We start from the raw sequence: 13,692 nt of genomic DNA on the forward strand, positions 1-13,692 counted from the left end.
TTGTTTCTAATCTTAAAAATCAAATAAACGATGTTCCAGAAGTGACTCCTTGATAAAAAGCCGAGAAACCCAAAATTTGAAAAACAATTTTGGGTTTCTCGGCTTTTTTCTCGGAGCTGGACACTTCTGTCATCACCGTATTTAATCAGCTACCACACCATGAAGGTATAAATCGATCAGTCGTTCCACACTAAATGGGTTTTCAAGTGAATTAGAAGATTCGGTGATATATGGTGCTAACAGAAGAAAAAAGTGCTTTGCAGCAATTTCTGTCGTAACATGAGTGCGCATCAAAGATTGATTTGTCGAAAAAATCACTTCAAATGGTTCACGATAACTTTTTTTCCACAAGGTAAAAAGATGATTTCGTGTCTCGGCAGAAAGGTTTGATTTTAAATCATGGTGCATCATAAATAGGTCTAAGAGATGGGTATCGATCAGATACTTCGTCATTTTAGTCAAAGATTGTTTAAAATCAAGTTTGTTCTCTTCTAAGATTGCTCTTAAGTCTGTGCCTACAGTACTCAAATGCTCTTCTAAGACTGCACAATATAATTTTTCTTTATCGCTAAAGTAATGATAAAGATTTGGTTGCGTGATTCCAGCATTTTTAGCAATCTCACGTGTTGAAGTTCCTTGATAACCTTTTGACATAAACAAACGATTGGCTTCTTTTAAAATTTTCTCTTGTGTATCTTTATTGTATCGATGGACCAACTTTTACACCCTCTGACTTATTTTTTTTCTCGAAAGACACCATCTTCTATCATAAATACTTTATCACATCTGTCAATAAGTCGGGTATCATGAGTGACCATTATGATTGCTTTATTTTTTTCCTTGGATTCTTTCGCTAAAATATCTACAACTTCTACTGCTTTTTCTGAATCCAAGCTAGCTGTTGGCTCATCTGCCAAAATAATTGATGGATCGTTATATAGCGCTCGAGCAATTGCCACTCTTTGTCGTTCACCACCCGAAAGATCTTCTGGATACTTATTAAGGAGTTTATCCACCCCAAGTTGTTGGAATAATTCTTTTGCCTCCTCTTGTCGATTTTCATGCTTGATCTTATCGACTAGTACCAATTGTTTTTTGACGGTCAAAAATGGAACTAGATTGGAAGCTTGAAGAATAAATCCGATTTCCTTAAACCGTAATTTTACTCGTTTTTTCTCCGGTTGTTCACTGAAATCTTCTCCATTGATCTTGACGGTTCCTTTATTTGGTGTCTGTAAACCGCCTGCAATCGTTAAGAAGGTACTCTTTCCAGAACCAGATGGTCCAATGATTGCGACAAACTCCCCTTTATCGACACTGACATTTGTTTTTTCAATGCTTGGACGGTTTGATCACCATCTTTAAAACTTTTTTCAACATCTATAAATTCAATTGCTTTCATTTCCCATTCTCCTTTCTATCCGATTGCTTTTAATGGATCAATTTTTACGATCGTTCTAACAGAGAAAAGCGCCCCTAAAATAGCAACGATCAACATCATTACACTAATCACACCGAAAAACAACCAGTTACTTTGGAATGGTACAGCATCTGGTAGAACAAGTGATGTAACGAACGTTCCAAACAATCCAAGAGCGACACCGAAAAAGGAAAGTAAGAACGTTTGTGCAACTACTGAACGTGCAATAAATCCACCAGTAACGCCTTGGGCTTTCAGTACACCAAAAATATTGATCTTTTGCATGGTCAATACATAGATGAAAATGCCGATCACGATTGCTGCAATCACAATCAAAAAGCCGATCATGAAACCAAACGTCAATACTTGTGCATTGTACCCTGGTAGTTCATTAATGAATGTCGAAATACTGATTTTCTCTAGATCATCCGGTAAGCTATCCACATCTCCTCGCACGACCACTGCATTGATACGAGCATTATCAGTTGCATCTTGTTTCTCAAATCGTATCTCTTGGTACGCATTGATCGTTGTATAGACGACAGGAGAGACATTGAATTTGGCATTCTCAGTAAATCCAGTCAGTTTAAATGTCTTGTCGCTTCCTGATAATTTGATCGTATCTCCAATATCTAAGCCATATTCTTCTTTTAAACTGATATCACCGACTGCTTCATCATTTGACTGGAATTCTTCTCCTTCCACGATATTCGGCATGATGAATTGGTTTTGATCGATTCCAAAAAAACTAACATTGACTTTATCAGCATCTGGACGATCTGGACTCGTGACTACTCCAGGTGTTTGAGCTAAATAAGCGACTTGATCACCTTTCACTTCTTCTGCCATCTTTTTCGTGATCATCGACATCCCTAAGTTTGTATTGGCATCTTTTGATAAAACAATGGTATCTGCCTCCCATTTATCTACAGCAGTTCGATTGTCTTGTGCCAACCCATAGGCTAATCCTGTCAAAAAAAAGACAAGGTACGCAATTAGAAACATGACACCTGTCACTAAGGCATAGCGTAATTTTGAATGAATGATTTCATTTAATGCTAAAAACATAAAATTCCCCCTAAAAATTTATCAACTGATAAATATATATTATCACTTGATAAATTTTTAGAGGAATAATCTGCTCAGAATAATCAATTAAAGAAAAAATAATTGAGTTGATTATATTCAATATGGAATATGTCAATCGTTTATTTACAAGTTTCACCAAAAAAAGTGAGGTTAAAATCCCGATTCTTTTAACTTTGGCAATAGATATTCTTTCGCTTGTAAAATCTGACTTTCATAATCCTTATCCTGACCACTCCACATTTCAATCAAGAATGGTCCGTCGTAATTTACACGTTTCAATGTTTTAAATAAGCCAGAAAAATCCACACAACCTTGACCGAACGGAACGTCTCTAAACTTACCTTTACTACTAGCTGTTACTGGTTGCGTATCTTTTAGGTGGATCGAAGTAATATATTCGATGCCTTGTTCAAGTTCAATCGCCACATTATTTTCTGGCCACGCTGATAGATTTCCTAAGTCAGGATAAACTTGTAAATAAGGAGAAGGGAGTTGTTTTTTTATCTCCATGAATTTACGAATGGAATTCATAAATGGGTCATCCATAACTTCAATCGACAAGATTATCCCAAACTGTGCTGCCTCTTTGATACTGGTACGCAATCCTCTGATAAACGCTTCTCTTGTCTCTATTGATTTTTTTTCATAGTATACATCGTATCCCGCCACTTGTATGATCCTGATGCCTAACTGATACGCAAGCTGTATCGCTTTTTTCATCATAGATAAGGCTTTTTCTTGTTTTTTGATATCTACTGAGCCGAATGGAAAACGCCGATGCCCACTTAAACAAAGCGAATGGATAGCAATCCCCGAAATCGCTATCGCTTCCTTTAACTCAGCGATTTGTTCATTCGTCCAATCTAAACGAGCCAATCGTTCCTGGCTTTCGTCAATCGATATTTCCAGAAAATCAAACCCCAATTCTTTTACTGCATCTAACCGCTCTTGCCACGACCATCCGCTAGGCAGTGCCTTTTCATAAAGTCCGATTCTCGTCATCTCATTCTCCCCACAGTCGCTTGATCTCCTTTTGGAATGCTTGAGCTTGTATGATAGGATCTGCACACGCCGTCAATCCTCGACCGACAATAAAATGAAAGATCGGCATCCCTTGGAACAAGGCTAACGTTGAAATTGACAGCCCACCAGTTACTGATACTTGAAAACCTAAATCGATCAATTGTTGGACTAGCTTCAGATCCTTTTCTCCCCAAACTTCTCCAGCTAACAAGGCATCCCTACTTTGATGATAGACGACCTGAGAAATCCCAATTTCTCGCCATTTTTTTGCTTGTTCCATCGTCCATTCTCCGTATAGTTCTACTTGAAGCGCTTTGACTTTCTTTTGTGCGGCTTGCATGGTAGCAAGAGAGGCACAGCAGATCACTGTCATGAAATCTGCTCCAGCCTGCGCTACATTCCCAGCCACAGTTTCTCCTGCGTCAGCACATTTTGTATCCGCAACGATCGTTTTTTCTGGAAACATTTTTCTCATACATTCGATTGGTTTGCTTCCTTCTTGAAGACAAAGAATGGTGCCTACTTCGATCACATCGACGATTTCTCCTATTTTTTTCACATCTGCCAACGCAGACGCTAACGTGTTATGATCCAGAGCAATTTGTAATTTTGGTCGTTTCATCTAATTCTCCTTTGATTTCAATTCTTTGTACATTGTTGTTTCTTTGAATTTCTCACAGATTTCAGTAGGTGACATCACATTTTTGATCCCCACGACCGTCACACCTCGCTCAATTGCTTGCATGAACATCGGCATAAAATTGAGTGGCGTAAAGACAACATCATATTGACTGGCTGAACTTTTTCCTTCAGAGATCGGGCAATGATGGATTTTACTCACTGTAATATTTAATTCTCTCATTGCCTTTTCTACACTACGCATCATCATTAAACTTGTACCAGAACCATTGGCACATGAAACTAAAATTCTCATTTACTTTCCCTCCTATTAATTACTGTCTCCAAACTTCTCTTTATATTTTTGATAATCCTCCACAATCAAAAAATATCCTTCTGGATTTTTTCGATATTGTAGTTGCGGAATTAGCAACAAACCGACGACCACTAGTGCAACACCAGCATAACCAAAAAATTTCATCAAAACAGTAAAGACTGGCCAAGCAGTCGCCCAATCAAACATACCAATATACCCTCCGTAACTAGATAACCCGATCCATGTCGCAAAGATTGCAGAACCACCGACTTGGATCAGCCCAGATAAAAAAGGGAACAAACATGCTGCCTTGAATCCACCACGATTATTTGAGAACACAGCGATGACCGCATTGTCAAAAAATAGTGGGATAAATCCAGCGATCACGATCGTTGGTGATCGGAAGACGATCAATAAGATGATCATCAAGAATTGTCCTAATGCACCAAATAAAAACCCGATCGTGACTGCATTTGGTGATCCAAAGCCAAAAGTTGCAGCCACATCGATCCCTGGCACAGCTCCTGGTAAAATAGTATTTGAGATTCCTTGGAAAGATTGTGTCAACTCGTCCACAAAGGTCCGGACACCAAGTTGTAAAATGGCTAAATACACAGCAAAATTCAAAGAAGTGGTCAGTACGTAGAATAGAAAACTTTGGCCTGCCACCATAAATTCTGCCTCAATCAAGTACTCCTGTCCTAATACTAATAAGATGATGCCAAAGAAGAACAGCATCAATAAAGAAGTCGCCACCATATTTTCGTTGAAAATGGATAAGAAACCCGGAAGCTCCATATCTTCAAGCTTTTTATCAACTTTTCTATTCCCACTTTTTTTACGACTACTCTTTTGCCACCACTTTGCTAAAGTAGAAAATAGGTACACTCCAAACATCTGTTGGTGCGCAATCGCAAAACCAGCTCCGTCTGTCAATTCTTGTGTCACACCAACAGTTAAATTAGAAGCAACTGCCCAGTAACACCCTAAAATGATTCCCATAAATACTAATACTTCTACTCTTCCTAATTCAGGAAAACAGAAAAGTAAGATCCAAAAAGCTGTAGCTGCTTGCTGGATCTGGACATTTCCTGTCGTAAAAACAGCTCGCAACTTCGTATATTTTTGAAAACGAACTAACAGGATATTCAACACAAATGCAATCAATAATAAAATCATCACATCACTGAATGTTCGCCCAAAAGTCTCCATCAATCCTGCATCTACAGCATTTTGGCCAAAATAAGGATCAGTCACCATCGCCTCAAGATCAAAGCGATCTTTCAAACCAACTAAGATCGGTCGGAAATTGTTTACTAATCCACCTGAACCAACAGCTAAAATCAGATAACCTACAGTGGCTTTCAAAAATCCAGCTATACATTCGTATAATGGTCGGCCAAGAAGTAGATACCCTAATAAAACAATCAAACCGATCAAATAAGCCGGCTGCGTTAAAATATTTGTCGCAAAATACGTCCATATCTCCATCAAGATAGCTCCCATATTTTTCCGTTACCAAAAACCAGAACAAATCCTCAAAAGATGCCAGATATCATGGTTTTCATGTAAACGGACTCCCTCCCTTACATCGTATTTTTTTATCTTTTGTATCTATTTGCTTGCTAGTTATGGTCCTCACTGACCATAACTAGCAAGCAAAAGACTACTTTTACCTATATTGGCTCGTATTTGTCCATGATCCTTTGATAATCTTCGATTGTTTCTGTCGCAAGTAATTCTTCGATCAACCCATCTTGCATCAGTAATTCTGATAATGATTGAATATTTTCTAAGTGCTGCTTTGGCTCTTTAGCTGCTAAGGTGAAGAAAAGGCTGGCAGACTTTGCCCCTTCTTCAAAGGGAACTGGCACGTTCATTTTGGTAAATGAAATCGTCGTATCGAAAACATGTGAGCCACCTTGCATGGCATGAGGCATCGCAACGTGCGGGGCGATCAGGATATATGCCCCATGTTCTTCGACATTGCGGATCATTTCTTCTACATATATATGATCAATGATTCTTTTTTCTAATAAGTGACGACTGCTCTCCTCGATTGCTACTCGCCAATCATTTATCGTAGTTTCTACATAATTGACTAAGTCATTCTCATAGAAATATCTCAACATATTTACAAACAGTATCAAGCAGGCAACCCGTTGTTTGACAATAGCGCATCCTTATCAAGAGATGACTTTGTCTTACGTTCCCTTGCTTTGATACGTTCTCCCTCCTCGCTTTTGCTTTTCGTTATAAAATTCTCAGTTCAGCTGATTTATTGTCATATATCTCTTGGGCTCCTACAAAAATGATGGAAACGGCGTATCATTTTCTTGGGCGAAGACATCATGGAAGCCACGATCGAAATTGAATGCCAAGTCTTGTCTATTATCTGGATACGTATATTTCCCCCCACTTGCCAAATATAAGGGGAAAACTGATAAGCCAATCGATCTTTTTTCATGCGCCATAATTGAGTGATCTCGCTAGGGTCAGCCATAAAATTTGACCAAATATCATAATGGACTGGGATCACTACTTGAGCTCTTAACGATTCTGCCATTCTCAACAAATCACTGGCGGTCATCTTATCAGTGATACCACGCGGATTTTCACCATATGCACCTAGACAAACATCAATTTGATGTTCATTGCCATGTTTGGCAAAGAGGTTGGAATAATGCGAATCCCCTGCATGGTAGATCGTCCCTCCTGATGTTTTGAAAAGATAATTGACAGCGATCGTATCCATTTCTTGTGGTAACTGATCTTTTAATTGCACATGAGGATCATCATGTGTGATCAGTGCCGTCCGATCAAAGGCTTCCAGCGCAACGATCTCTACTTCATTGATCAAAGCGATATCGCCGGGTTTGACTACTTGGGTCTTTTCTTTTGGTATCCCCAAGAGAGCCATGTTTCCACTACTGCTTTGGGGCCAATAAATAGAGCCTCCGGACAATTTTGATGAACAGCAGCGGCAGTGTGGATATCCAGATGATCGGAATGGATATGTGTCACCACTAATGCATCCACATTTTTGATTGCAAATGGATCGATCACAAAAGGTTGCGTTCGTAAATTCGGTTGCATCTTTTCTGTACCGCTCATACGCATCATCTGGTGGCCTTTTTTCATCTGTCCATTCCCGTGTGTTCGTTTTCCTGTCCCACACCATAAGTCACAAAGGATATTTGTACCTTCATTTGACTTTAGCCATATACCTGTACATCCTAGCCACCAGATAGATACGCTTTTTTCTTTTACTTGTTCCATTTCGATTTCTTCGTTCAGATAGGTTCCCCATTCTGGAAAAGTCGAACGCAACCAACTTTCCTTTGTTACTTCTGTTAAATTCATGTGCCATCCTCCTCTTTTTTAGGTATATACAAATGATAAAGCGCTATCAAAATGATTGGAATAGCTTTATATGACTGTTATTACTTTATGTGATCGTTTCCATTTTTTTATGCTCGTTTAGTTATAATTAGTCATATAGAGAAAAATTGATTGAAAAGGAAGGATAACAATGAAAAATTCTCTGTTGACGATTAAAAAAAGACGTAATGAAATTCTTGATCTATTACAACGGTACACACAAATGACCACGATTGAACTGTCTGAAAAGCTTCACGTATCACTCAGCACCATTCGTCGAGACCTTAGATTATTAGAAGAAAAAAATGAGATTATTCGTGAACATGGCTATTGTCTCTTCAATTATGACAATCAAACAAATTTCGATCTTTCAGGACCAACATGGATCAAACATCAAATTGCTCGTTGTGCTAGTCAATATATTGGAGACTATGCCACAGTATTTATCAATTCAAGTTCCACTGCATTAGCTACACTCGATTATTTAGAATCTAATCACGTCACTGTCGTAACGAATAATTTAAAGGTCGTTTCTTGTGTCAGACAAGGAAATTATACGTATATTCTCACTGGTGGCGAATTACGCGTACCGAAAGAAATCTTGGTGGGAGATATTGCCGCTCGCACATTAGCAGATATGAATGCAGATGTCTGTATTATTGGATGTAGCGGAATAGATTTAGAGAATGGTGTGACGACAAAAATTTTAAACGAATCTAAAATCAACGAATGGATGATCAAAAAGAGTATCAAATGTCGTATCCTTGTTGCAGACCATCGTAAGATTGGCCGGACTTCACAGTTTAAGATTGCCGATATCTCAGCCTTTGATTATTTGATCACCGATCAGCATTGTTCACCTAAACTTGCCAAAAAAATCGAACAACGAGGTGTCACTGTTATTCGAGTAAGTTTGTAAAAAAAATCACCAAAATTGCTAACAGATAAAAAACAGCTATCATTCGATTTTCTTCCTTTAGTTAAGTATTCAAAGCGTGATTATACTCTTGCATAGCAGTAACTCTTTGTTCAGTTAAATAAAATAAAACAGATTATTTGCCTGTTTTAAAAACAAGGCGTAGTATAAAAAATGTAACCGCTGACAAATTTAATATTAGTTATTGATCGATACTACGAAAGAAGGTTTGTTTTATGGAAATGATTTATCAAGCTGGCTCACAAGAAGGGCAAATCAGTTTTATCAATACAGAAGATCTAGAAATGGCGGCAGCTCAAGTGATTCCTACTGGCGGATATGGCTATATCAGTAGTGGCGCTGGAGATCTCTTTACGTATCAAGAAAACGTGCAATCATTCAATCATCAATTGATTATTCCTCATGTTTTAAAAGACGTAGAAATTCCAGATACAACGACTTGCTTTGACCAAGAAACATTAACTGCGCCAATCATTATGGCGCCTATTGCAGCTCATGGTTTAGCTCATACACATGCAGAAAAAGCTTCAGCTAAAGGAGTTGCCGATTTTCATACGATTTATACGGCGAGTTCTTACGCTTCATGTACATTAGAAGAAATCCGCGAGGCCGGTGGGCCAGACGCACCACAATGGTTCCAGTTTTACATGAGTAAAGACAATGGGATCAATTTAGATATTCTTGAGATGGCCAAACGTAATGGCGCAAAAGCAATCGTTTTGACAGCTGATGCAACCGTTGGTGGTAATCGAGAAAACGACCTTCGCAATGGTTTCACTTTTCCTTTGCCAATGCCGATCGTTCAAGCCTATCAATCAGGGGTCGGACAAACGATGGACGCAGTTTATAAATCCTCCAAACAAAAGTTAAGTCCAAAAGATGTGGAATTTATTGCTACTCATTCTGACTTACCCGTTTATGTAAAAGGTGTGCAATCAGAAGACGATGTTTATCGTTCATTAGATGCGGGAGCAAATGGCATCTGGGTATCGAATCATGGCGGTCGTCAATTAGATGGTGGGCCAGCAGCCTTTGATTCTTTGAAATATGTAGCAGAAGCCGTCGACAAACGTGTCCCTATCATCTTTGATAGTGGTGTTCGTCGTGGTCAGCATGTCTTTAAAGCCATCGCTTCTGGTGCCGATTTAGTCGCGATCGGTCGTCCTGCCATTTACGGTTTAGCTCTCGGTGGAAGTACAGGTATCAAACGAGTATTCGACTTCTTCAAAAAAGAATTAGAAATGGTCATGCAATTAGCTGGGACACAAACCATCGAAGATATCAAAAATGTGACATTACGGGAAAATCGTTTCTTCTAAATTGAGAAAATCTCAAATAAAACAAGTACAGTTCCCATAGTTATCTCGCACTTTTGAATCCAAATAAACGAACATCAAAAAAAGCCTTTAAAAATAAGTCAGAAGCCCCAAAAATTTGAACAAATTTCGGGGCTTCTGGCTTATTTTTCAGAACTGTATGCTATTTATTGCACTCTATATACTACCTGTTTGGATGGATTTTCTAAATGTACGCTTCACCTTGTGCAAACAAGGTTGCTTCGCCACTGATCATCACGCGTTCACCTAACCACTCGCAAGTCAAGCCCCCCCTCTGGCAGAAAGTTGTTGAGCAACCAAGTCATCCTTTCCAAGCTTTTGTGCCCAGTAAGGAATCAAATTCGCATGTGCCGAGCCACACACTGGATCTTCATTGATCGTTAGTTTTGGGAAAAAGGTCCTAGAAACAAAATCTTCGTTCTTTCCTTCAGCTGTGACAATCACGCCGACGCCTTCTTCTAATTCCCTCATTGCAGTATAATCAGGCGTTAGCTTTGCCACTGTCTCTTCGTCTTCCAAAACAAAAAATAAGTCCCTTGCCAGATAAGCCTCTTTTATTTTTTTGCCGATTGCTTGTTCATATTCTGGTAATATAGCAATTGGTTGCGGTAAAATACTTGGAAAATCCATCGCATATTTTTGCTCTTTTTTTGTGACAAATAGGTTCCCACTTTGTGTTGAAAATGAAATCTTGGATTCACTGATACCATAAAAGTAAAACAATACAAATGCGGTTGCCAAAGTCGCATGACCACATAAGTCGATTTCACGATCAGGGGTAAACCAACGTAATTCATAACCTTTCTCTTTTCTAACGGTAAAGGCGGTTTCGGATAGGTTATTTTCGATGGCGATTTTTTGCATGGTATCATCAGGTAGCCATTCATCTAACACAAAGACCGCAGCAGGATTTCCTTTGAACACTTCATTGGTGAAGGCGTCAACTACATAATAGGGTAAATTCATTTATAAACTACTCCTTTACTTTTTGATAAATATATTCGGCACAACATAAATCTTCCACTGCTAAGCCAACTGCATCAAAGATCGTGATCACTCGTTCTTCTGTACGCCCTGTTTTCTGATGGGTGACTAATTCACCTAGAGAACCGAGGAGGTTTGTCTGATCAATTTTCCCTTCTGACAAGGGAATCAAATAGTCGCCACTTTCCCTTTTGACCGCTTGGTAATCATCTACATACAGTTGTCCAGAGGCCATCAAATCACTTGTTAATTCACGAGTATCTGGTGTAAATGTTCCGATTGCATTGATATGTGCGCCAGATTTCACCTCTTTTTTTGATAAAAAAGCATGTTTACTAGGTGTTAAAGTACAGATAATATCTGCTTCCATAGTTGCTTCAACTAATGTCGAACAATCAATAAAACGCAGTTTTGGATAATTATTTTGCTGTTCTAGGATAAATTGTTTTCGTCGTGTTTCATCTAAATCATAGACATACACACGGTGAATCTTTCGGACACAGGTAATTGCGGCTAGATGTGAAACTGCTTGTTGTCCAGTTCCAATCAATGTGAGTGTATCTGCTGATGGCTTTGCTAGGTAATCTGTTGCTAATGCTGAAACTGCTGCTGTTCGTATCCAAGTCACGGCATTCGCATCGATCATCGCGACGGGTTGCCCGTTTTTTGAATCGAAGAGTATGATTTCACCTAAATGTGATGGTAGGTTTTGTTTGTGATTGCTTGGAAAAGCCGTGATGATTTTTGAACCAAAATACCGATTTCTTCCCAAATAAGCGGGCATCATCGCAAACACATTTTGTTTCTCGCCATCTGGTAATTGTTGGACCATTCGCTTCTCTTGAGAAATCTTTCCCATTTGAAAATCTCCAAAACACTGTTCCATTACTTTGATTGCTTCTTTAAAACTAAAATGGGTGTTGACTTCTTGACTATCGATGATTTGCATATTTCTCCTCCTTTTTTCTATACTAGCGTCCGAAAACAATACATTCAATGATATAATTGTATGGAATACAATTTTTGAAAGAAGGAACGAGTATGTCGATCAACTCTTATGAGAATTATCCACTGACTTGGCGTCCAGATAAAAAAAAGTTACATCGCCCAATCTACCAATCACTTGTCACGCAGTTAGAAGCTGACATCTTATCAAATAAATTACAAAAAAATACAAGGTTACCTTCCCAAAGAGAACTAGCTGACTTCTTAGACATCAATTTCACAACAGTTGGTCAAGCTTATAAGTTGGGTCTAGAAAAAGGGTTACTCTATACAAGTATCGGGAGTGGGACATTTGTTTCCCCAAATGCGTTTACCTCCATCACTATTTCTTCTGATCAAGTACCTGATCATGTCATTGATTTTGGGTTAGTCAGTTCATTTGATGAATGCAACGAAATGATCACTCCTTTTATTCAAGCTGTTTCACAAAATCATGCGACTAACGGACTTCTTAGCTACCGTGAACCATTAGGGACAACCTATCAATTGACGATTGCCAAAAAATGGTTGGAAACACAAGGTGTCTATGCTTCAAGGGAACAGATTGCTATTGTTTCAGGTGTCCAAAACGGCTTGGCGATCACGCTAGCTGCTTTGTTTTCTCCAGGAGATCGTTTGGCAGTCGATCGCTATACTTATTCGAATTTCATTGAGCTTGCTCACCTTTACCATATGGAAATCGTGCCGATTGATTTTGATGCGGAGGGTATGCTTCCCGAATTACTTGAACAAGAATGTCGGAAAAAAGAAATCCACGGTATTTTTCTGATGCCTTCATGTAACAATCCTATTGGGTTTCAACTATCTGTAAAACGGAGACAACAGCTAAAAGAAGTCATTACAAAGCAACAATTGATCGTGATCGAAGACGACATCCATTCTTTTTTGACTACCTATAATCAAAAAACACCCTTTCCCTCATTCCAGCAGTTACTTCCTGAACAAACCATTTATCTTGCCGGAATGACCAAGTTTATTTGTGCAGGCATGCGTGTTGCTTTTCTAGTATTTCCCGCAAAGTACAAACAAAACATCCAACAGGCGATTTTCAATATCAATGTCAAAACCTCAAGTTTAGATGCTGAGATTGTCATGCAAATCTTATGTTCAGAAACCGCACAGGACATACTCGAAACAAAATCCAACTATACAAAACAAGCAAATGAACGATTCGATACACTTTTCAACTTGCCTCGACCGACTAATCCACTTCCTTTTTATCGAAATCTCCCTGTTCGAAATGATCTGTCTCCAGAAACGATTGAACAAGCTTTTTTAAATAAAGGGATTCGTGTCTATCATTCACATCGTTTTACGACACAACCGCAACATGATCCTTTTATTCGAATTGCTTTATCCTCTAATCCATTAGAAGTATTAACGAAAGGACTTGAAATCGTCAAGAAAGAAATCGTGTACTTTCAACGGTGACTTATCACATAAAAATCAAAACGATCCAACTCATTCTTTTTGTTTTTAACTACTCGAACCCCATCGAAGAGGAGCCTATTTTTAATCATAGGCTCCTCTTTTTTCTTTCGTCATATAAATAAAATTTATCACAACTACCTATTTTGACTAT

At 38.6% G+C, this 13,692-nt stretch carries 11 protein-coding genes and 3 pseudogenes; 3 read left to right on the forward strand and 11 right to left on the reverse strand.

What is annotated here, in order from left to right:
• Positions 1–141: 141 nt before the first annotated feature.
• The 9 genes and pseudogenes from CYK55_RS09680 to ulaG all read right to left on the reverse strand — a co-directional run bounded on the left by CYK55_RS09680 (position 142) and on the right by ulaG (position 7,829).
• On the reverse strand, positions 142–717 hold the full coding sequence (locus CYK55_RS09680; RefSeq protein WP_034687530.1) for a TetR/AcrR family transcriptional regulator: 576 nt from the start codon (positions 715–717) through the stop codon (positions 142–144).
• 17 nt (positions 718–734) lie between these two features.
• Positions 735–1,402 (reverse strand): annotated as a pseudogene (locus CYK55_RS09685) (ABC transporter ATP-binding protein).
• Between the two features lie 15 nt (positions 1,403–1,417).
• Positions 1,418–2,488, reverse strand: a complete 1,071-nt coding sequence (locus CYK55_RS09690) for an ABC transporter permease (RefSeq protein WP_010734825.1) — start codon at positions 2,486–2,488, stop codon at positions 1,418–1,420.
• A 171-nt stretch (positions 2,489–2,659) separates the two neighbouring features.
• The gene (locus tag CYK55_RS09695; protein WP_126134245.1) at positions 2,660–3,511 is read right to left on the reverse strand and encodes an L-ribulose-5-phosphate 3-epimerase; all 852 of its coding nucleotides are present in this window, start codon (positions 3,509–3,511) and stop codon (positions 2,660–2,662) included.
• A 1-nt stretch (position 3,512) separates the two neighbouring features.
• On the reverse strand, positions 3,513–4,154 hold the full coding sequence (locus tag CYK55_RS09700; RefSeq protein WP_010734823.1) for a 3-keto-L-gulonate-6-phosphate decarboxylase UlaD: 642 nt from the start codon (positions 4,152–4,154) through the stop codon (positions 3,513–3,515).
• The gene (locus tag CYK55_RS09705; RefSeq protein WP_019722445.1) at positions 4,155–4,466 is read right to left on the reverse strand and encodes a PTS sugar transporter subunit IIB; all 312 of its coding nucleotides are present in this window, start codon (positions 4,464–4,466) and stop codon (positions 4,155–4,157) included.
• Positions 4,467–4,481: 15 nt separating this feature from the next.
• The gene (locus CYK55_RS09710; RefSeq protein WP_034687537.1) at positions 4,482–5,972 is read right to left on the reverse strand and encodes a PTS ascorbate transporter subunit IIC; all 1,491 of its coding nucleotides are present in this window, start codon (positions 5,970–5,972) and stop codon (positions 4,482–4,484) included.
• Between the two features lie 170 nt (positions 5,973–6,142).
• Complete coding sequence (locus CYK55_RS09715; protein ID WP_034687539.1) at positions 6,143–6,598, reverse strand: PTS sugar transporter subunit IIA; 456 nt, start codon at positions 6,596–6,598, stop codon at positions 6,143–6,145.
• A 171-nt stretch (positions 6,599–6,769) separates the two neighbouring features.
• A pseudogene (gene ulaG / locus CYK55_RS09720) lies at positions 6,770–7,829 on the reverse strand (L-ascorbate 6-phosphate lactonase).
• Between the two features lie 169 nt (positions 7,830–7,998).
• Here ulaG and CYK55_RS09725 point away from each other — a divergent pair.
• The gene (locus CYK55_RS09725; protein WP_034687541.1) at positions 7,999–8,766 is read left to right on the forward strand and encodes a DeoR/GlpR family DNA-binding transcription regulator; all 768 of its coding nucleotides are present in this window, start codon (positions 7,999–8,001) and stop codon (positions 8,764–8,766) included.
• 233 nt (positions 8,767–8,999) lie between these two features.
• Positions 9,000–10,103 carry an alpha-hydroxy-acid oxidizing protein gene (locus CYK55_RS09730; protein WP_126134246.1) on the forward strand — a complete coding sequence of 368 codons (1,104 nt, stop codon included), beginning with the start codon at positions 9,000–9,002 and terminating at the stop codon, positions 10,101–10,103.
• Positions 10,104–10,305: 202 nt separating this feature from the next.
• Here CYK55_RS09730 and CYK55_RS09735 read toward each other — a convergent pair.
• Positions 10,306–11,087 (reverse strand): annotated as a pseudogene (locus CYK55_RS09735) (PhzF family phenazine biosynthesis protein).
• A 7-nt stretch (positions 11,088–11,094) separates the two neighbouring features.
• On the reverse strand, positions 11,095–12,054 hold the full coding sequence (locus CYK55_RS09740; RefSeq protein ID WP_126134247.1) for an ornithine cyclodeaminase family protein: 960 nt from the start codon (positions 12,052–12,054) through the stop codon (positions 11,095–11,097).
• Positions 12,055–12,146: 92 nt separating this feature from the next.
• On the opposite strand from CYK55_RS09740, the gene CYK55_RS09745 reads away from it, so the two are divergent.
• Positions 12,147–13,541 (forward strand): PLP-dependent aminotransferase family protein, encoded by a 1,395-nt coding sequence (locus tag CYK55_RS09745; protein ID WP_126134436.1) that lies wholly within the window; start codon positions 12,147–12,149, stop codon positions 13,539–13,541.
• The last annotated feature ends 151 nt before the right edge of the window (positions 13,542–13,692 follow it).

Origin of the sequence: Enterococcus mundtii, assembly GCF_003957375.1 — a bacterium.
GTDB classification, from domain to species: domain Bacteria; phylum Bacillota; class Bacilli; order Lactobacillales; family Enterococcaceae; genus Enterococcus_B; species Enterococcus_B spodopteracolus.